This is a genomic window from Paraburkholderia sp. SEWSISQ10-3 4 (assembly GCF_030464785.1).
Classification (GTDB): Bacteria; Pseudomonadota; Gammaproteobacteria; order Burkholderiales; family Burkholderiaceae; genus Paraburkholderia; species Paraburkholderia aspalathi.
In genome coordinates this window covers 43217-63464 of the sequence record NZ_JALPRI010000030.1, presented here as the reverse complement: position 1 = coordinate 63464, position 20248 = coordinate 43217, and the positions used below count along the sequence as shown (strand labels likewise).

Below are 20248 nucleotides of genomic sequence, written 5' to 3'. Positions count from 1 at the left end.
ATGACACAGACCCTTCTCGACGTGCGCGGCGTGACACGGCGCTTCGGTGGATTGACCGCGGTGAACGGCGTCGATCTTTCGATTGCGGAAGGCGAACTCGTCAGCGTGATCGGGCCGAACGGCGCGGGCAAGTCGACGCTGTTCAATCTGATCACCGGGCTCGATACGCCAGACGCGGGCAGCGTGCAATTCGACGGCCGTGACATCACCGGCGTGCGGCCGGAAAAGCTCGCCGCGCTCGGACTTGCTCGCACGTTTCAACATGGCCGCGTATTCGGTAATCTGAGCGTGCTCGACAACGTGCTGATCGGCGCGCATGCACGCTTGCGCGCTACCCGTACGGGCTGGCCGATTGTCGGCGCTATTGCCGAAGTCGCGCGTGCACTGATCGGGCCCGCTTCGATCCGGCGTGAAGACGCGGCGTTACGCGACGAAGTGCGCGAGATCATCGCCGGGTTTGGCGAGCGCCTCGCGCCGCGTATCGATCATCCGGCGCACAGCCTGTCGTATGCGAACCGCCGACGCGTCGAGATCGCCCGCGCGCTTGCCTTGCATCCGCGCATCCTGCTGCTCGACGAGCCGACGGCTGGCATGAATGAATCCGAAACCGCCGAGATGCTGGTGCTGATCCAGCAACTGAAAGCGCGCGGGCTGACCATTCTGCTAATCGAACACAAGCTCGACATGGTGATGCGGCTATCGGATCGCGTGATCGTGCTCGACAACGGCGGGAAAATCGCTGAAGGGTTGCCGCGCGACGTGCGCAACGATCCGCGTGTGATCGAGGCGTATCTGGGGCATCGCAATGTCGGCGGCGCGGCGGCTGTGCGCGTCGCGGCCTGAACTTCTGGAACATCGACGATGAGCGACGCTCTACTGAAACTCGAACACATCGAGACGTTTTACGGTCCCGTGCAGGTGCATTTCGACGTCAATTTTCAAGTGCGGCGCGGGCAGATCGTGAGTTTGCTCGGCGGCAACGCGAGCGGCAAATCGACCACCATGAAGCTGATTCTCGGTCTGCACAAGCCGCGCTCCGGCAGCATCACGTTCGAAGGTGAGGCGATCACAGGACTCAGTACGCCGCAGATCGTACGGCGCGGTGTTGGGTCCGTACCCGAGGCGCGGCGGCTGTTCGGCGACATGACGGTGCGTGAGAATCTGCTGATGGGCGCATACACGCGGCGCGACCGTGTTGCGATCGACGAAGACTATGAGCGCGTGCTGGGCCTTTTCCCCCGCGTGAAAGAGCGCCTGGCGCAAAAGGCGGGCACGCTTTCGGGTGGCGAACAGCAGATGCTGGCCATGGCGCGCGCGCTGATGAGCCGGCCGAAACTGATCTGCATGGACGAACCCACGATGGGTTTGTCGCCGCTCTACGTCGATAAGGTGCTTGAGCTGATCGACACGATCAACCAACAGGGCGTGACGTTCTTCATGGTCGAGCAGAACGCCAGCCTCGCGCTGGAAATCGCGCATTACGGCTACGTGTTGCAGACCGGCCGTGTCGTGCTCGAAGGCACGGCGGAGTCCCTGCTCGGTGATGAGCGGATACGTGATGCGTATCTCGGTGGGGAAGCCGCGGCGACGACCGCGTCCTGATCCGATTGCGAAGCGCGGAGGCCGCCGGTAAGCCGATCGTCAATCACGTGGCTTTCCGCAAACGCGGCCTCAAAGGTCGAACTGGTCGAATTCGCTTTGCAGTTCGCGGTTGCGTGCCACGCGCTCGTCGATGCCCGGGCCGAGCCGTTCGACAATCGCCGAAATCAGCAGATTGAACAGGCACGTGAGCGGCGCCAGCGAGTCCCAGAACTGACCGACATCGGTCTTCACCTGCAAAAGATCACCATCGAATTCGCGCGCCCACGGACAGTAAATATCGGTGACGAGCGCAAAGGGTAGCCCACGGCGCGTGGCCGCCTCGCAATAGCGGCGCGCGATCATCGAATAGGCGCGCGTATCGGTGACGATCAGATACGGTGACTTGAACTCGGAGTTCAGCGAATCGACATAGGAGCCCGACATGCCGTCCGAATAGAACACGCGTGGACGGATGTACTCCAGGTAGCTGTAGAACGCGTTGCTGATGCCGCGCGTGGACTGAATGCCGAGGATATACACGGCGTCAGCGTTCGAAATGCGTTCGGCCACGCGGGCAAACACCGGCGATTGCGCAAGCTGGTAGACATGCTGGATCGCGCCGATTTCGAGTTCGAGCGAGTGGGCGAGAGCGGGGTTGGCAATATCAGGCCCGCTTGCGGCCGGTGCGGCTTCGTCGTGCTGGCCGGCGGTGCGGCGAAATGCGTCGAGCCGGTCGGTGATCAGCCACGGGCGCTCCTGAGCGCCGCGCAGCTCGCGCTTCAGGTCATCCAGGTTCTGGTAGCCGATGCTGCGCAAGAACCGGCCCACGGAGATGCCGCTGGTGCCGGCTTGCTGGGCAATCTGGTCGGCGTTTTCGAGGCCGAGCCGGTCGAGATTCGCCAGCATGTAACTGGCAACGCGCTTGGAGGTGGGCGTGAGTTCGGCAAAGCGGGCTTCGACGGTTTGTGCAAATGCGGTCGGCATCGTAGTCGCGGCGCGAGTGGTGGATCGATTATCGAGATGATGACATATTCATCCGACAGTCGAGCCTGCGCGGTCCCAAAATCAGGGAACGCACGCACACGCGGGCGAGACACCGGTCAGACGGCCGGCCGCACAGGCGCGCTCCGCGAGAAGTGCCGCGCGCCGGCTACACACGCGACCACCACGACGGTCACCAGGACCATCGCGAGCGGCACCTGTTCGTGCAGCAGCAAACCGGCGAGCAGCAGGCCGAAGAACGGCTGCAGCAATTGCAGTTGCCCGACCCCCGCGATGCCGCCGAGCGCCAGTCCGCGATACCAGAACACGAAGCCGATCAGCATGCTGAAAAGCGACACGTACGCGAGCCCCCACAGCGCCGCATGGCTCACCCCTTCAAACGATGCAGGCCGCGCCCACCAAGCGAGCGGCAGCATCACCGGCAGCGACAGCACCAGTGCCCACGAAATCACCTGCCAGCCGCCGAGATGGCGCGACAGCCGCGCGCCTTCGGCATAACCCAGGCCGCAGACGACGATCGCCGCGAGCATCAGCGCATCGCCGAGTGGCGACGCGTCGAGGCCGTGGCGCAAGGCGAACGCGACCACCGCGCCGCTGCCGAGCGCCGAGAACAGCCAGAACGCCGGCTGCGGGCGCTCGCCGCCGCGCAGCACGCCGAAGATCGCGGTGGATAGCGGGAGCAGCCCGACGAACACCACGGCGTGCGCGGCGCTCACGTGGCGCAGCGCGAGGGCGGTCAGGAGCGGAAAGCCGACCACCACGCCGAGCGCGACGATCACCAGCGGGACGAGGTCGCGCTTCGCGGGCCGAGCCTCGCGAAACACGAGCAGAAGCAACAGACCCAACGTGCCCGCGATGGTCGCGCGGGCCATCGTCAGAAACACCGGATCGAAGCCTTGTACGGCGATGCGGGTGGCGGGTAGCGAGCCGCTGAAAATCAACACGCCCACCATGCCGCTCACCCAGCCGTTCGTTGTCTTGTCCATCGAAAGAGTCCATGCGCATTGAAAATGGAACCTACAGCATCCGCTTTCGCGCTGCAAAGGGTAAGCTACGGATCAGTACAATTCGTACAAACTGTACCGAACATGGAGCAGTACAGATGGCGGAAAGCGATACCAACCGGGCGGCCTCGGGCGCGCCAGCCGGCACGCGGGTCGGCACGGTGATGGACAGCTTGCGAGAGCGCATCGCAAGCCGTTCGTTGATGCCGGGGGCGCGCGTGCCCTCGATCCGCGTGATGACGGAGACGCTCGGCGTGTCGAAGTCGACCGTGGTAGAAGCGTACGACCGGCTGGTCGCGGAAGGGGTGATCGTGGCGCGGCGTGGTTCCGGCTTTTTCGTGTCCGGCCATGCGCCCCCGCTTGCGCTCGCCGATCTCGGGCCGCGGCTGGATCGCGAGGTCGATCCGCTGTGGCTCACGCGGCAGTCGCTGGAGGCCGGTGCGAAGGTGTTCAAGCCGGGCTGCGGGTGGATGCCGCCTTCATGGCTGCCGGAAGACGGCGTGCGCCGCGCGTTGCGTGCCGTGGCGCGCGATCCGCAGTCGCCGCTCGCCGACTATGCGAGCCCGCTCGGTCTGCCCGCGCTCCGCCAGCAACTCGCCTGGCGGCTTGCACAGCACGGCGTGGACGCGCCGCCCGAGCAGATCGTGCTGACCGACGGCGGCACGCACGCGCTCGATCTCGTCTGCCGCTTTCTGCTCGAACCCGGCGACACGGTCCTGATCGACGATCCCTGCTACTTCAACTTCCAGGCGCTGCTGCGCGCGCATCGCGTCCGCATCGTCGGTGTGCCTTATACGCCGTCCGGTCCGGATCTGGCGGCATTCGAGCGGGCGCTGATCGAGCACCGCCCGCGGCTCTACGTGACCAATTCCGCGATCCACAATCCGACCGGCGCGACGCTGGCGCCGGCCATTGCGCATCGGCTGCTGAAACTGGCGGGTGAGCACAATCTGCTGATCATTGAAGACGATATCTTTGCTGACTTCGAAGACGAACCCGCGCCGCGCCTTGCGGCGTTCGACGGTCTCGCGCGGGTCGTCTCGATCGGCAGCTTTTCGAAGACCTTGTCCGCGGCCGTGCGCTGCGGCTACATCGCGGCGCGCAGCGAATGGATCGAACCGCTCGTCGATCTGAAGCTGGCCACCACGTTCGGCAACGGTCAGCTTGCGGCGAGCGTCGTGCATCGTTTGCTGGTGGATGGCACCTACCGGCGGCATCTGGAATCGATGCGCGCGAAGCTCGCGGACGCCATGGGGGAGACGATCAGACGGCTGGGCTATGCCGGCCTTGAAGTGTGGACGCGGCCACGCGGTGGGATATTCGTGTGGGCGCGTTTGCCCGATGCGCTCGACGCCGCCGATATCGCGCGTCACGCATTAGCCGAGAGTGTGGTGTTCGCGCCGGGCAATGTGTTCAGCGCGTCGCAATCGGCGGCCGGCTTTTTGCGCTTTAACGTGTCGCAATGCAACCGGCCGAAGGTGTACGAGGCGCTGCAACGGGCGATGGACGTGTCGGCTGCATCGAAGGCGCACGCCTGAACGCGCGCCTCGCCACGCAACGTTATTTACACAGCAAGAGCAGACGCTCCTGATCCGTGCAGGAAGAGCGTGGTTTCTGCGCAGCTTGCGCGGCCGCCGCGCTGATCCCCGCGCTCTTGTTCGCGAGACACGCGCGCAGATGTTTTTCCACCGGCCCGTAGTATTTCCATCCGCGCACGAGAGGTGGCAATTCGAGCTTCACCTGCTTCCACTTCGGATGCCCATGCTCTTGCAGATTGTCGAAGTTGGCGCACAGCGAGTCCGCAAAGTGATTCAGATTGCCGACGGTATCGCGCAGACCGTAATCGTAAGTGACGAGGAAGGCCTTGACCGTCAGCGTGGGGACATCTTCCTTCAGCCAGTTCGGATAACTGGTCGCGCGGAGTGTCGTGGGGAAATACGTCTGCTTTGCACGGGTGGTTTCGGGCGCGTTGGGATCAACCTTCAGCGGGCGAATCTGTTGCAGCAGCTCGGGATTCATGTCGTTGAACAGTTTCGCCGGCTGCCCGACCACGATGATCGCCACGTCCACCTTCTTGACGATCAATGCGGCCAGCGCGTCTTCGTTGCTCAGGTGCTGGACGTTCTGCTCGGGAATCGCCTGTCCGAACATCAGGTGATAGAGCGTCGTGGCCGTTTGAGCGGTGCCGCTGCCGAGCAGGCCCACGCTGATGCTCTTGTCCTTGATGTCGGCGAAGGTTTTCATCGGCGAGTCCGCGCGCACCACGACGTTAATTTCCTCGTCGTAGAGCGGCATGATGAGCCGTAGCGGCCGGATTGTCGTACCCGCGTCGGCATTGCCCGCGTTGGCCATGTCGATGTAGGCCTGATACACATCGGACTGCACTAGCGCGAGCTTCACGCCCGGCTCGAAGCGCATGCGCTGCACGTTCTCAGCCGAACCCTTCGACGCCATCACTTCCAGGTCGATGCCGGCCGGCTGCGCCACCCACTTCGACAGATCCTGGCCGATCTGAATATACGTGCCGCGTTCCGGACCGGTGACGATCTTGTAGTGCGCAGCCTCCGCGCTTGCAAACGAAGACACGATCATCAGCGCCAGCCCCAGCCATCCCGTCAGAAGTTTCTTCAGCATGGTCTATCTACCTATCTGTCAGGGTTGAACTGCCTCTCGCGTCGGCGCGCGCGAAGCACCGGTGAGCCGGCTTGCCTTCTCATGTTCAATGCATGGCGCCCGCTATGTCCGTCTGTTGCCGCTCAGAGGGAAAGTGAAACGCCAGTGCAATCGGGCGTGCCACGATTCATGCGCTCAGTCAGACAAATCGAGCGTGCGAACGGCCATGAAATTCGGTATCCAAACTTTTTCGCTCGCTGGAATGCCGGTCTACGCATGTGGCTTGAGCGGTGCCCAACCTGTCTCGTGAATCACGCGTGCAAGGATCGTTTTCGCGGTGTCGTTGCCGGTGTCGATTGCGAGCGCCTCATTGGCGTGCTGGCGCGCGCAACTCCACGACTGCTGCGAGGCGCACAGTTGTGCGGCCTGCAACGCGGCGTCGCGGCGCGCGGCGAGTGGCTTCAATTCGGTCAGCAGGCTTTGTGCGTCGGCGTTGCCGGGCTGCAGCGTTTGCGCCGTGCCAATCGCCGCTTGTGCCGCGGAGAGGTCGTTGGCGCGGAACGCCAGACGCGCTGCCTGCAGCGCTTGTGCGGCATCGCGGAACTGCGGCGCTGCTGGTTTTACAGGCTCTGGGGGCAACGGCGGCGCGACGGGCGTGGTCAGGATTGTCGGTGCTGCCTTGGCGGGATTGGCGGCATTGCTGGGGATAGCGGGCTTAACCGCGGCGGCCTGATTCGTTGGCTGAGCCGGTGCGTACGGCGCGATCGTGCCGGTCGCCGTTCTGGCGTCCTGAGGATTGCCCGCCGCCTGCTCGGTATTGCCGCTCTGCGATTCGTGGTCGTCGCTGAATAGTGTAAAGGCGACATACGCTAGTCCGATTGCGCCAATCGCCACGATCGCGAGCAGCACCCGGCGTATCGGGAACGCGCTGCGGTCCGCAGAATACTTCAGATCGGTGAGCGGCGGAATCGGCTCGTCCTCAGGCACGAGTGCCGGCGCTTCTATCGGGGACTCTATAGGCGCGGCTTCGTCGGTGACCGCGGTCGGCACGGCGAGGTCGATTTCAGCCGGCTGTGTCGGATCGAAGCCGTTTTTCTGCGCTGTCTTGCTGACGGCACTGGCGCGGCTGCCGGGAATCACGACACGCTTGTGCGGCCCGGCGTCAAGCGGATGCACGGCGCCACAATACGGGCAATAGTCTACTTGCCGGTACAGCGCACCACCGCAGCGTTTGCAGGGCGTCGGGAAACTATGGCCGAGTATTGTCTGGGTGGACATACTGTGGACCCACCTGTGGAAAACAGTGCCGTTACGGCATGCTCCAGATCGTGTTGAGGCAGGAGTAATGTCCGCGGAAACCACGATCCACATGCGCTGGAGAACCTTCGGACGCAAGTCCTCGCTTGCGGTGCCACTAAATGCAATATGTGGCGTTTCGATGAGAACGTCAATCGACGTTCTTACCTACTTTATGCGCGCCAGAGCGCATTTGTAGGTACGACGAAACAGTGCATATGTCGGCAGAACGAACAGGCTGTCTGTTTTTTTCACACGGTTTGCGAAGTTACTGTGCGCAGGCGTCGACAACGATGGCGCGTTGGCGGAATTGGCAGAACGAAATGGCGGCGATGAAAGCAAAACGAGGTCGAAGCGCGTAGCGTTCGACCTCGTCATCAAGCGCTTGCAGAAAACACCCGCTGGAAACGGGACATGCGAAATCAGTGCTTGCGCAGCGGATGATCCTTCAGAAGCCACGCGAGCGCAAAGGCCAGCACGACAACGCAGGCCGCCGAGAGATACACCGTGTGCAACGCGCCGGCAAACGCTTGCAAATAGTCGCTGCGCAACGCTTCGGGCAACTGGTGGATGGCCGCCGGTCCGAGCGCGTGCGGCAATTCGGTGTCCGCCGGAATCAGTTTTTCCAGTCGCGCGGCAAGGCCGTTCGAAAACACCGCGCCAAAAGCGGCCACGCCGATCGAGCCGCCGATTGAACGGAACAGCGTCGCGCCCGAAGTAGCGACACCCATGTGCTTGAACTCGACCGTATTTTGCACGGCGAGAATCAGCACCTGCATCACCATGCCGAGACCGAAGCCGAGAATGCCCATGTCGATATACATCACACGAATGGGCGTGTCGATCTGCAGGCGCGCGAGCAGCACCATCGCGACGGCCACGAGAAACGTGCCGGCGATCGGAAACATGCGGTACTTGCCGATCTTGCTGATTACGCGTCCGGTCACCATCGACATCACGAACAGGCCGCCCATCATCGGCAGCATTTGAATGCCGGCTTCCGTGGGCGTCGAGCCTTTGACCACTTGCAGATACAGCGGCAGGAACGTGACCGAGCCGAACAGCGACACGCCGATGATGAAGCCGATCAGACTGCTCAGCAAAAACGTGCGCTGTTTGAAGAGTTCGAGCGGCATGATCGGTTCGACGGCAGTGCGCTCCTCATGGATGAAGCCCCAGATCGCCACCAGCCCCATCCCCAGCGTGAACCACAATTGCGGCGACGACCACGGCAGAATCGTGCCGCCCTGGCTCGTGAACAGGATGATGCAGGTGAGCGCGCCGGCGAGAAACGCGGCGCCCATGTAGTCGACGGTGTGCTTCACGTGCTGCACGTGCGGCTTGAAGACCGCACCGATCACAGCCAGCGAGATGAGGCCGAGCGGCAGGTTGATGTAGAAAATCCAGCGCCATGACAGATGCTCGACGAGAAAGCCGCCGAGCAGGGGCCCGACTACCGTCGCGAGACCGAATACGCCACCGAATACACCCTGGAAGCGGCCGCGCTCAGCCGGCGGAATTACGTCCGCGATGGCGGCCATCGTCACGACTAGCAGACCGCCGCCGCCGAGCCCTTGCAGCGCTCGCAGCACGATCAGCTGGGTCATGTTCTGGGCGACACCGCACAGCGCGGAGCCGACGAGGAACACGACGATCGCGGTTTGCAGCACGATCTTGCGGCCGAACAGATCGCCGAATTTGCCGTACAGCGGCACGACGATGGTCGAGCTGAGCAGGTAGGCGGTCACCACCCACGAGAGATTGTTGAGCCCGCCGAGTTCACCGACGATGGTCGGCAGTGCGGTCGAGACGATCGTCTGATCGAGCGCGGCGAGCAGCATGACCAGCAGGAGCGCCGGAAACAGCAGGCGGATCGGCGGGTGGTCATTTGCCTGCTGGCCGGACTGCACATCTGGCTGCGCATCCGCCAGCATTAGCCCGGCGGGTTGAGTCGTTGTCGTTTGGTCCATGGCGCCAAGGTGTTGAAATTAATTAATTCGGAGATTAATATATGCGACATTGTGTCTCTCGTCAAATTGAATGCAATGGCAAGGATTACGTCAGATGACCGCGAAGTGAAACGCCAACCGCGCACCACGACCGCCGTGAAGGCGCGAAAGCTTTCGAATCCGGCTTCAGCCGCGGCGGGCGATGCTGCGGACGCTTCAAATGCCGCATTGCCGTCCGCACCCGCACGGCGACCGGGCAGGCCTTCGGGTTCGGCGCGCGGTCCGGAGCAGCGCAGCCGCCTGCTGGACGCCGCGCTCGCCCTGTTCGCGCGGCAGGGCATCGTCGACACCACGCTCGGGGAGATTGCCCGCGAGGCGGGGTTCACGCCGGCGATGATGCATTACTACTTCAAGACGCGCGATCAACTGCTCGACGTGCTGATCGATGAGCGTTTCGCGCCGCTGCGCATGGGGATCGGCGTGCCGTTTCAGGAAAATCCCGACGATCCGGTGGCGGCCATCACGCAACTCGCGCAGCGTTTGGTGAAGACGGCGAGCGACAATCCGTGGTTTCCGTCGCTGTGGGTGCGCGAAGTGATCAGCGACGGCGGCTTGCTGCGTCAGCGCATGCATGAACGGTTTGGCGACGCGGCTCAGAAGGCGTCGCTGTTAGCCATCGCGCGCTGGCAAAAGGAAGGCCGACTGAATGCCGGACTGGAGCCCTCGCTGGTGTTCGTCACGCTACTGGGCATGACGATTCTGCCGCTGGCCACTTCGAAGCTGTGGCGTAACGATCCCGCGCGATGCAACATCGGTAGCGAGGAGATCGCCCGGCATGCGGTGGCCTTGCTGGTGCAGGGCGTCGGTCCGGGCAAAGCGGCCTGATACACCACCTGACTCATTCAGAACTGCGTTTCTGCCGCCACGCCTCATACGCAGCCCTGGTTTTTTCGTTCGGCGGATAAGTGCCGGGCAGAGCGGCGCCCTCACGAATACGTTCGGTGAGAAACACTTCGAGTTGTTCCTGCTCGACGGCGGCTTGCGCAACTTCGGCTGCCATTTTGAACGGGATGACCACCACGCCGTCCGCATCGCCCACGATCACGTCGCCGGGAAACACCGCGACACCGCCGCAGCCGATCGGCACATTGATATCCACCGCGTGATGCCGGATCAGATTCGGCGGCGCGCTTGCGCCCGCACAAAACACCGGCATGCCGAGCGCGGCGATCGTCGTGCTGTCGCGCACCGGACCGTCGGACACCATGCCCGCCACGCCGCGCACCTGCAAGCGCTGCGAGAGGATCGAACCGAACGAGGCGCTGCTGCGTTCACCGCGGCAATCCTGCACGAGCACGTGACCGGCCGGAATGGTCTCGACACATTTGCGTTGCGCGTACTCCGGATCCGCAAACAGTTCGAGTACGTCGATGTCCTCGCGCGAGGGAATATTGCGCAGCGTGAAGGCTGGCCCGACCAGATTTGCGCCACTGTGCGCGGCGAGCGGCGCGACGCCCTGCATGAACGTATTGCGCAAGCCGCGCTTGAACAACTGGGTGGTCAGCGTGGCAGTGCTGACATGACGGAGTGCTTCGAGCGTGGCGGAGTCGAGATCGGACATGGTGTCGGGCGGCCTCAGGTTTTAGGGGAGGGAGGATGGCGCTCATATGACGTGCTGCGTCGCAGCGGCGGAACGTCACGCAGCCACTGCGATTTCGCGCACACGATCATAGCGCCGCTGTAGATCGCGCGGCAGGCTCGCGCAACCATGCTGCCGTAACGACGAATCTGATGAATCTGGCGAAGCCGGCGAGGCACGCTACGTGCTACCTGAGGAGTGGATCTGAACGCCGTGCGGGAGAGATAACAGCGTCGGCGTCGCAATAGGACAGGAATGTCAGGGCAGATGCTGGGGTGGACAAGGCGATGGACGTGGGTTCGCGCCAGCCGCCACGGCGAATCGGGTGTCGGCATCGGTCAGCCAAGGCAGTGGAGCCGAGGGCCGGTTTTTCATTGGCGTGCAATTTTGGCGCGTTACTGTGCGCACGCGTTGCGCCGAGGCCATGTTTTACAATCGCGGGCCTGCATGCAACTCGACGCATGAAATCGAGTCGGAACCATGGACAGCAATACCGCAGCCGCGCAAATCGGCGGCAAACAGCAGGGCGATACGTTGGCCGAGTCTGATGGCCTAACCGGTTTTTTAGAGCAACAACAGAACATGAACGGAGCATTGAGGCTCGATCAGGCCACGATCGTGCTCGTCGAAGACGACCCGGATAGCCGGGAATCACTGACCTTGTTACTCGAGGCGGAAGGGGCGCATGTCGTCGCTGTGGCGGATGCGGAAGAGGGCGTCGAAGCGGCGCTGCGGCTGTTGCCTGACGCCGTGGTGTGCGACCTCGAATTGCCGGCCATGGATGGCTTTTATCTGATCCAGCGGCTGCGCGATCACGAGATTCGCGGTGACCATGCGCCTTCAGTGGCCGTGGCGCTTACAGGCCATACCGACGACGCTTACCGCTTACGCAGCATCGGCGAAGGCTTCCAGCATTTCATGACCAAGCCGGCATTGCCGGAAGACCTCGTGACACTGTTGCACGACGCGATCGACGCTCGCGCGGCAGGCTGAGGAGCGGCCTCGCGGCCGGAGGGCGGTTTCTTGCCGCTGGATCTTCGGCCGCAAGCTTTCGTCTGGCGAAACGATCTGCAATCAGATTGCAAACCTGATTGCAGGGCCGCTGTTATTTGGCGGCGGCGACCGGTGCAGCCGCGCTGACGCTGGCCGCTTCCGCTGCCTGACAGGCGGAACACAACCCCTTCAATTCGATTTCATCGCTCGCAAGGCGGTAACCCGCGTCTTCGATTTGCGCGACGAGGGCTTGGCGCAGCTTCGGCTGATGCAACTCGGTGACGTTGCCGCATTGCTGGCAAACCACCAGAATGCCGTGCTGGCATTGGGTCAGGTCGTGGCAGACGGTGAACGCATTGATCGATTCGATCCGGTGCACGAGTCCTGCCGAGAGCAGAAAGTCCAGCGCCCGGTAAACCGTAGGCGGCGCCGAGCCCGGATGGATCTGGCGCATGTCGTCGAGCAGCGAATAAGCTTTGGTGGCGCGCCCGGAATTCAACAGCAATTCGAGCACTTTGCGGCGGATCGGCGTGAGTTTTTCGCCGCGTTCGCGACAATATTCTTCCGCGAGAGTCAGTGCGGCTTCCTGCGATTCCCCGTGCCCACTGTGCATGTGCCCCGGCTCATGATGATGAGCGGAGGCAGCAGGCGTGGTTTTGTCGGCGTTCGCGGCGGGCTTGGCGGTCTTCATGCGTGGATTATAAAGGCCATCGCCTGGCTGTGCCGGTGTGCGGCGTACCTGCCGATCGCGGCTGGACGCCTCGGTGGGACATGAGGCAGTCCTATAGCGGCCGGATTGTTCAAGTCAGCGGGAAATCGATGTATTTCTTGAACCCCGGGCGAGTCGCAAGCCGCGAATACCACCGCTCCAGATTCGGCAACGGCGGGCGTTCGACGCCGTCCAGTCCGAACCAGCGTTTCGCGTACGCGCCGATCACGATATCCGCAAGCGTGAACTTTTCGCCTTCGAGGAAGAAGCGGCCTTGCAGATGGTTATCCAGCAGGCGCCACAGCAACGTGACCGCGCTGAAGTCGGTAGCGAGCTTGCTGGCGTCGCGCTCGGCGGCGGGTGTGCGCACGAGGGCCCAGAACACCGGCCTTTCCGCGGGTTGCAGCGTGGTGAGCGACCAGTCGAGCCAGCGGTCGATGCTGGAGCGCAGTTTCGGTTCCGACGGATAGAGGAGGCTCGATTCGCCGTATTGCAGCACCAGATAGCGCAGGATCGAGTTCGATTCCCACAGCACGAAGCCGTCGTCGACCAGCGTCGGAATTTTGCCGGTCGGGTTCATCGCCAGGTAGTCGGGCTCGTTGTTGCGGCCGAATTGCAGTCCCGCGTCGATGCGTTCGTACGGCAGCACCAGTTCGTCGCAACACCACAAGACTTTCTGTACGTTGACCGAGTTGGCGCGTCCCCAGATCGTGATCATCCGGTAAATCCTTTGTTTATATTGACAGGTGGCAAGCCGCGCGCGGCGCACGGCGTTCAGCCAGTAACGATACACGATGCGCATGGGTTTGCGCGCCGCCAGCCTGCAATCTACTGTGTGAAATATTGCCCGGAGCCTAGTCGGAAGCACCTTGCCCATGGAGGTCCGTGTATTGCCCGATATGCCATGCCGGCAACGCGTGAGCGTTGCGTACAATGAGCGCACCCGAATACGACGAGGCACCGCATGGCCCGCATTGTCCCCGACGACTGGAAGAGCCTCGCCGCCACCGGCGCGGCCGCACGCGAACGCGAAACCCTCGCGTTGCTGGAAGAAGCGCTGCCCGATGGCTACACCGTCTATCACGGCGTGCACTGGACCCGTCTGAACCAGAACTTTTCGGTGTTCGGCGAGGCCGACTTCGTGATCGTCAGCCCGGCCGGGCGCGTGATGATCGTCGAACAGAAAACCGGCTTCCTGCGCGAAACGCCCAAAGGGCTCGTCAAGGTCTATCTTCAGACGGAACGCAATGTGGCGATCGCGCTCGCACATACCGTCGAAACGCTGCACCGGCGCTTCACCGCGGCGTTCGGCGCGGGTACGTATTTCATCGAAGAATTGCTGTATTGCCCGGACCACATCGTCAAGGACGCGGCGATTGCCGGCGTGAATCCCGCACGGATCGTCGACGCGACGCGCAAGGACCGGCTTGCCGCGATCATTCGCGAAGCGTTGCCGGCGGACGAAGCGCGCCTCGCCTGCGCACCGAAAATCCATCACTTTCTCGCCGACGAACTTTCGCTGACGCCCGACGCCAGCGCGCTGGTCGGCCAGGCCGGCACGCTCGTCACGCGTCTGGCCGGCGGCCTCGCGACCTGGGCACGGCGACTCGAGTTTTCGCCGTTCCGGCTGCGCGTGATCGGCACGGCCGGCTCCGGCAAGACGCAACTGGCGGTGCAGGTGATGAAGGACGCGGCGGCGCGTGGCCAGCGGCCTTTGTATGTGTGTTTCAACCGCCCGCTCGCGGATCACATTGCGCGGGTCGCGCCGCCTGAGGCGAAGGTGGCGAACTATCACCAGCTATGCGACTGGATCGCGCGCGATGCGGGCCGCGAGCCGGATTTCCAGTCCGGCGACGTCTTCAAACAGCTTGAATCGACTTTCGCCGAAACGCCGATCGACGCGCGCTGGCAATTCGACGTGCTGATCGTCGACGAAGGACAGGATTTCCAGCAGCCGTGGGTGGCCGCACTCGAGCGTCTGTTGCGGCCGGGCGCTGCGTGGTGGTGGCTCGAAGATCCGCTGCAGAATCTGTATATGCGCGAGCCGGTCGAGCTGCAGGGCTGGACCACGCTGAAAGAGACCACCAATTACCGCAGTCCGCGTGACATTCTCGATTATGTGCGGGACGTGGTCGGCGCTTCGGTGCCGGTCGCGGCGGCCCTGGCCTCGGGCAGTCCGTTCGACGGCTCCGATATTTCGCTCTCCGTCTACGACGAAACGAACGCCGCCGAAGGCAGCATCGAGGCAACCAAGCGGGCGATCACGCAGGCCTTGTCGCTCGGCTTTCGCAAACAGGATATTGCCGTGCTGTCGTTTCGCGGCCGCGAAGGCTCGGCGATGACCGCGCAGGATCATCTCGGACCGCATCGGTTGCGCAGTTTCACCGGTAAGTACGATCTGTTCGGCAACCCGGAGTATCGCGAAGGGGATGTGCTGTTCGAGTCGATCTACCGCTTCAAGGGACAGGCGGCGCCGTGCGTCATTCTCACGGAAGTCGACTTCGAACTATTCGACGAGCGGATTGCACGCAAGCTGTTCGTCGGCGCCACGCGTGCGACGATGAAACTGATCATCGTCGCCTCGCAGCGGGCCGCGCGGCATCTGCATCTGCGTGATGGTAAAGAGCTCAAAGAAACCAAAGATCTCAGAGAGACGAAAGAAGCCTAGCCACCGCTCACGTCCACGCGCGCGCACCCACCAGCATCCCCGTTTGCATAAGCGCGTCCCACCAGATCACGCGCAGTAACGGCGCTTGCTGCGCGATCAGCAGCGCCTGCACCGGATCGCTCTCCACAAAGTGCGTGACACCGCCGCGCAACGCCGCCGCGGCCTTGTGAGCAGCTGCGCCGGCGGCACTTTCGTCGTGCGTGCCGGGCGTGCGCATCACCAGTTGCATATGACCGAAGCCGTGCCGCGCGAGCCATGCTTCGGTGCGCGCGCGATCCAGTTCCGGCCGCCCGGTGATGATCGTGCGCACGCGTTGCAGATCGATGCCCGGCAACACCTCGAACGGCAGCAGCGCGTCGCGTTCGGCGAGCGCCGCGGCCAGATCCTCGTCGTAGCGGGCGAGCGGCACGTCGGGCAGCAGAATGCCGTCGAGGTCGATCGCGTAGGTGGCGTATTCGTGATCCTCGGCCATGGCGGGCGCGGTGCCCGCTTCGACGCGCTCCCAGTCCTCGCGATAACGCTCGGTGTAGGCCTGGCGCTCCCACGGAAACAGCGCGAAGTAGCCGCGAGCGTCGATTGCGTAATCGGGTTGCGTGCGGCTCAGGTCGTCGACCGCGGCGGTCAGCGTTCTGACGTCGAGGCCATGCTGCTGAAGGAATGCGATGCAATCGGTCAGCGTAAAGCCCCGCCCCGCGATGTCTTCGCACAGCAGCACTTTCGAGCCGGCGGGCGGAATCGGCAGCGTCGAATCCCAGGCGACCGTGCGTGACTGCCGGTCGTATCGAAGGAAGGCGACGGGCGTGCCGGCCGCATGCGAAACCATCAGCGCGAGCGGTGCGCCGCCGCGCAGAATGCCGATCGCCATGGTGAAGCGCTCCGCCAGCAACGCGGGTTGCAGCGACTCGATCCAGTGATCGAGTTGTTCGTACGTCAGGGGCAAAACCGGCTTGTTCATGACTCTCAGGGCGTCGCGATGCGCGCGTAGGGCAGGTGTCCCGTAGACGGAGAGCAGCGCGCGGCGCGGTGCTGCGGCAGGTCCCCGTTTTTGAGACGAAGAATTTTGGCGATATTATGCATGCGGTTCAAAGATCGCGCGTCGGGGTGACGCGCGTCGCCGGATGGGGCGTGTCGCAAAGACGACCGCCGCCGCGGGAAAAGGACAACGGCGGGGTGCTGCAGGTTCGCTGGCCGGTTAAGCCGGCGCAGCGCAGCCGCCCGCAAAATAACAAACGATGGAATGACCAAACAGATGAAGATGACCAAGGCGGGCATAGCGGTGGATGGCAGGAAAGGCGTGGTCAGGGGCGCATGGTGGGGGCTGGGTCTGCTCCTCGCTTTCGCCGCGTGGAGCATGCAGGCACAGGCGCAGGCGGAGTCGTTGCCGTTATCGCTAGACGTGAAGGGCAAGATCAGCAAGACCAACGATGCGGCGCACCAGCTGTATCACTTCACCGAGGCCCAACTGCTCGCGCTGCCGGCTCATTCGATTACGACCGCCACCACCTGGACGCCACGTTCCACCTTCACAGGACCGCTGCTCGCGGATATCCTGAAGACAGTCGGCGCATCCGGCAGCGCAGTCGAGATCCATACGCTCGACGACTATACCTACACCATTCCGGTGTCGGACTGCGATCGCTACGGCGTGGTCGTTGCGTACAGCATGAACGGCCAGCGCCTGAAGATCAGCGACTTCGGGCCGCTGTTTCTTATCTATCCGCGCGACGCGTTTCCCGATGAACTCATGGGCGCGGCGGGCGATTCTAAATTCGTATGGCAGATCAAGGCACTCATCGTCAAATAACACGCCGCCCCTGGCGCCGTGTCCTCTATGTGTTGATCTGGCTGACCGCGCTTGCGGCGCCAGCCGGCGCGATCGGCTATCTGTTGTACGCGAACCTGCTCAATCCGCGCGCCACCGAACAGCTGACCGGTCAGTACGATGGTTTCTATTGGGACGCCGCGCAGCTGCAGATCGCCTACGCGCGTTTCGAGAACCAGTTGCTGCTGTATCAATCCGGTGTCGACGACGACTATCAGCGGCTCATGCTGCGCTATCAGTTGCTGCAATCGAAGCTGCACGTGATGGCCGGTTCGACCCGCAGACTGACTACGCAGCTTGCGCTGCTGCAACGGCAACAGGAGGAAATCCAGTCGCTCGATCATTTGCTGGACGGGATTCAGCCTGAGGTGGATGCGTTGCCTAAGGACCGCAACCGTGCCGATAAGATCGTCGTGGAGTTGCGTCAGCATTGGAACGAGGTCAACGATCTCGCGTTGAGCCGCCGGTTCGCCGACGTGGCCGACCGTGAGGCGATGAACCGCGATTTCATCGACAAGCGCCGCATGCTGTTCGCGGGCGGCCTGTTGCTGCTGCTCTTGTCTGCGGCCGCGACCACGCTGCTGGTGCTCAACGGCCGGCGCCGCACGCGCCTGATGCATCAGCAGCACGCGGCGCTCGACGCAGAGCATCAGGCGAGCCGCGCGGCGCGCGAGGCGGGTCTCGCGAAGGACGCGTTTCTCGGCATGATCAGCCACGAACTGCGCACGCCCTTGCATGCGATCGTGTCGTCGATCGAATTGCTGGGCTTCAACTATCACTCCGAGGCCGACCGCAAGGTCATTCAGCGGCTCGAAACCGCAGGGCGGCATCTCGAAGCACAGATGAAAGACCTGACCGACTACGCGCGCCTTGGCGCCGGCAAGCTCGAGTTGCGTCACGAGCACTTCGAGCCGCGCGAGCTGCTGGCGTCGATCGTCGACGAACACGCGATGTCGGCCGCCGCGCGCGGCCTCAAACTGGAAAGCGAGGCGAGCGGCATGAGCGGCCTCGTCGATTCCGATCCGCACCGCATCCGCCAGATCGTCAACAACCTGGTCACCAACGCGATCCGTTACACCGAAACCGGCACGGTGCGCGTGCAACTGAGGCAGCGGCCGGCGGTGCTGATTTTCGTCGTCAGCGATACGGGGCCGGGCGTGCCGCAAGCGCAGATTCCGCTGATCTTCCAGGAGTTCACGCAACTGGACGCGTCGCGCGCGCGCCGCTTCGAGGGTGCGGGGATGGGACTCGCGATCGTGCAGGGGCTGGTCAGGCTGTTCGGCGGCACCGTCGAGGTGGCGAGCACGGTGGGCGAGGGCACGACCTTTACGGTGACGATTCCGGTCAGACCGGTCGCGGCAACCGCGCCTCCTGGCGTGGCGGCGCAGGCCGAACCAGGCGGCGCGCGCCCCTGCGTGTTGATCGTCGACGATAACCGGCTGATTCGCGAGTCGCTCAGCGAAATGATCGCGCACATGGATTTCGACGCGCACGCCGTCTCCAATGCCGACGATGCACTCGCGTGGCTCGACGCGCGACGCTGTGACGTGGTGTTGCTCGATCTGCATATGCCGGATCGCGACGGGTATACGTTCCTTGCGGACTTCGCGGCACGCAGAGGGCCGTCGTCGGGTGTTCCGGTGATCGTGGTGAGCGCGTATGCGCCGGAGGCGGATAGCGTAGCTAGTGCGGGTGGGGCGGGCGGTGCGGCAGGGGAAGCGGGAGAGGCCGGCTTGCAGCCGTTCTTTGAAGCGTTATTAAAGCCAGTACATTACGAGGAACTGCGCAGTGCGTTGCAGCGAGCTTTGGCTTCGCGGCATACGGTGTGACGTGACGCTTTGAAGAAGCGCAGTTGGAGGAGGGCTCAACCTGAGCACACACCTTCAGCCGCTTGCCGGCATATGCGTCGTTATGGCCGGTTGAGGCGTTTGGACAGATCGGCGACCAGGATCGCCATACGCGCGGGCTTTTCATAGCACGCGACGTCGTAATTGCGGATGACCTGGCTGATTTCCGATTCGCTGGCCTTGCCGGTCAGCAGTTCGCCGGTCAGCACGAAAATTGGCGCGTCCGGATTCTCCGACGCGCGCACCGCGCGGATCGCCGCCGCGGAGGTCTGCGAGCCGAACAGCCAATCGATCACAACGCCGTCGAAGACCTGCGTTTGCAGCTGTTCGGTGAACGCCGCGAGGCCGTAGATCGCCACCGCCGCGAAACCGCTGCGTTCGAGATAGTCGCGCAGGTTGTCGGCGGAGGCCTGATCGTCGTCCACCACGGCGATGGTCGGCTTGTCGGTTTCGGCGCGGCGCGGATAGATCTCGATCTTGTGGACTTCGTACGCGCTTTGGTAGAGCGTGCCGTCGTGGCGCGCCACGCGCCATTGGCCGAGCTTCGAGTACGCGACGAATTCAGGGCGGCTGCCCGGTTCGAGCGCGGCGCCGACCCATGCGGTGCAGGCCAGCTCGATCGCGCCGACGCAGAACAGCGCCTCCTGGGCGATGGCGCCGACCATGCCCGGATCGAGCGACTGTGCGCCGAATAGCTGGGCGGCAGGTTCGCCGAACACCTCGGCAACCTTCTTGATCTGCGAGAGGGTCCACGGGCTGTTGCCGCGCAGCTTGCGGTGTCCCTGCGAAAAACTCAGATCGAGGATGCGGCATAGCTCAGTGGTCTGCTGGCGTTTGCCGATTCCATGCCGGCTCATCAACTCGCGCACGCGTTCGGCGACGGCAATGGAGTCAGGTGAGTTTGTTTCGTTGGTCATACTGCGTGAGTATCTGCCTTCTTGAAGGGTGGCTGGGGGCATGCGATACGGCACGCGCAGCGCGGCCATGCACATTGGATGCGCATCGACGCGGCAACGCGGGGGACAGCAAATGTACCGTAAAAAGTCTTACGGTCTGTGTTTTGGGATGACTGCCGCCAAACCTGTCGGTACGAGGTGCGAACAGACGAATTCGGCGATCTGTTTA

General features: G+C 63.3%; 18 protein-coding genes. 8 read left to right on the top strand and 10 right to left on the bottom strand.

The features are described from left to right. Together M0D68_RS33680 and M0D68_RS33675 are read left to right on the top strand one after the other, a co-directional pair. Nucleotides 1-843 (top strand): ABC transporter ATP-binding protein, encoded by an 843-nt coding sequence (locus M0D68_RS33680; RefSeq protein WP_093638339.1) that lies wholly within the window; start codon nt 1-3, stop codon nt 841-843. Nucleotides 844-861: 18 nt separating this feature from the next. Further along, entirely contained in the window at nt 862-1602 is a 741-nt protein-coding gene (locus tag M0D68_RS33675) for an ABC transporter ATP-binding protein (RefSeq protein ID WP_266226608.1), read from the top strand. 69 nt (nt 1603-1671) lie between these two features. Here the strand turns inward: M0D68_RS33675 and sapR are convergent, their stop codons facing one another. Together sapR and M0D68_RS33665 are read right to left on the bottom strand one after the other, a co-directional pair. Next, nucleotides 1672-2565: a sap1 transcriptional regulator SapR gene (sapR, locus tag M0D68_RS33670; protein ID WP_266226607.1), complete on the bottom strand. Its 894-nt coding sequence runs from the start codon at nt 2563-2565 to the stop codon at nt 1672-1674. A 116-nt stretch (nt 2566-2681) separates the two neighbouring features. Next, a complete protein-coding gene (locus M0D68_RS33665) occupies nt 2682-3569 on the bottom strand; it encodes a DMT family transporter (RefSeq protein ID WP_200619758.1) in 888 nt (295 codons plus the stop codon). A gap of 116 nt (nt 3570-3685) precedes the next feature. On the opposite strand from M0D68_RS33665, the gene M0D68_RS33660 reads away from it, so the two are divergent. Continuing rightward, a complete protein-coding gene (locus M0D68_RS33660) occupies nt 3686-5125 on the top strand; it encodes a PLP-dependent aminotransferase family protein (RefSeq protein WP_200653747.1) in 1440 nt (479 codons plus the stop codon). Nucleotides 5126-5147: 22 nt separating this feature from the next. On the opposite strand, the gene M0D68_RS33655 is transcribed toward M0D68_RS33660, so the two are convergent. The 3 genes from M0D68_RS33655 to M0D68_RS33645 form a co-directional block, all read right to left on the bottom strand. After that, the gene (locus tag M0D68_RS33655) at nt 5148-6221 is read right to left on the bottom strand and encodes a TAXI family TRAP transporter solute-binding subunit (RefSeq protein ID WP_266226605.1); all 1074 of its coding nucleotides are present in this window, start codon (nt 6219-6221) and stop codon (nt 5148-5150) included. A 249-nt stretch (nt 6222-6470) separates the two neighbouring features. After that, nucleotides 6471-7478, bottom strand: a complete 1008-nt coding sequence (locus tag M0D68_RS33650; protein ID WP_266226603.1) for a hypothetical protein — start codon at nt 7476-7478, stop codon at nt 6471-6473. A gap of 440 nt (nt 7479-7918) precedes the next feature. Further along, on the bottom strand, nt 7919-9466 hold the full coding sequence (locus M0D68_RS33645) for an MDR family MFS transporter (RefSeq protein ID WP_266226601.1): 1548 nt from the start codon (nt 9464-9466) through the stop codon (nt 7919-7921). 75 nt (nt 9467-9541) lie between these two features. Here M0D68_RS33645 and M0D68_RS33640 point away from each other — a divergent pair, with 75 nt between their 5' ends. Then, nucleotides 9542-10330, top strand: a complete 789-nt coding sequence (locus M0D68_RS33640; RefSeq protein ID WP_266226600.1) for a TetR/AcrR family transcriptional regulator — start codon at nt 9542-9544, stop codon at nt 10328-10330. A gap of 13 nt (nt 10331-10343) precedes the next feature. Here the strand turns inward: M0D68_RS33640 and M0D68_RS33635 are convergent, their stop codons facing one another. Beyond that, nucleotides 10344-11066, bottom strand: a complete 723-nt coding sequence (locus tag M0D68_RS33635; RefSeq protein WP_266211731.1) for a ribonuclease activity regulator RraA — start codon at nt 11064-11066, stop codon at nt 10344-10346. A gap of 498 nt (nt 11067-11564) precedes the next feature. On the opposite strand from M0D68_RS33635, the gene M0D68_RS33630 reads away from it, so the two are divergent. Then, a complete protein-coding gene (locus M0D68_RS33630) occupies nt 11565-12077 on the top strand; it encodes a response regulator (protein ID WP_200619752.1) in 513 nt (170 codons plus the stop codon). 112 nt (nt 12078-12189) lie between these two features. On the opposite strand, the gene M0D68_RS33625 is transcribed toward M0D68_RS33630, so the two are convergent. Continuing rightward, nucleotides 12190-12768, bottom strand: coding sequence for a Fur family transcriptional regulator (locus M0D68_RS33625; RefSeq protein WP_200653751.1), 579 nt, complete (start codon nt 12766-12768; stop codon nt 12190-12192). A 109-nt stretch (nt 12769-12877) separates the two neighbouring features. Beyond that, on the bottom strand, nt 12878-13504 hold the full coding sequence (locus M0D68_RS33620; RefSeq protein ID WP_093638819.1) for a glutathione S-transferase family protein: 627 nt from the start codon (nt 13502-13504) through the stop codon (nt 12878-12880). A gap of 246 nt (nt 13505-13750) precedes the next feature. On the opposite strand from M0D68_RS33620, the gene M0D68_RS33615 reads away from it, so the two are divergent. After that, complete coding sequence (locus M0D68_RS33615; RefSeq protein ID WP_266226598.1) at nt 13751-15454, top strand: ATP-binding domain-containing protein; 1704 nt, start codon at nt 13751-13753, stop codon at nt 15452-15454. A gap of 7 nt (nt 15455-15461) precedes the next feature. On the opposite strand, the gene M0D68_RS33610 is transcribed toward M0D68_RS33615, so the two are convergent. Further along, complete coding sequence (locus M0D68_RS33610; protein ID WP_266226596.1) at nt 15462-16409, bottom strand: phosphoribosyltransferase; 948 nt, start codon at nt 16407-16409, stop codon at nt 15462-15464. Nucleotides 16410-16709: 300 nt separating this feature from the next. On the opposite strand from M0D68_RS33610, the gene M0D68_RS33605 reads away from it, so the two are divergent. Both M0D68_RS33605 and M0D68_RS33600 read left to right on the top strand, forming a co-directional pair. Continuing rightward, nucleotides 16710-17258 (top strand): molybdopterin-dependent oxidoreductase, encoded by a 549-nt coding sequence (locus M0D68_RS33605; RefSeq protein WP_200619778.1) that lies wholly within the window; start codon nt 16710-16712, stop codon nt 17256-17258. After that, on the top strand, nt 17228-19105 hold the full coding sequence (locus tag M0D68_RS33600) for an ATP-binding protein (RefSeq protein ID WP_266226594.1): 1878 nt from the start codon (nt 17228-17230) through the stop codon (nt 19103-19105). Before M0D68_RS33605 ends, M0D68_RS33600 begins: the two co-directional genes overlap by 31 nt. A gap of 80 nt (nt 19106-19185) precedes the next feature. Here the strand turns inward: M0D68_RS33600 and M0D68_RS33595 are convergent, their stop codons facing one another. After that, nucleotides 19186-20040 carry a helix-turn-helix domain-containing protein gene (locus tag M0D68_RS33595; RefSeq protein ID WP_093638384.1) on the bottom strand — a complete coding sequence of 285 codons (855 nt, stop codon included), beginning with the start codon at nt 20038-20040 and terminating at the stop codon, nt 19186-19188. Between the last annotated feature and the right edge of the window lie 208 nt (nt 20041-20248).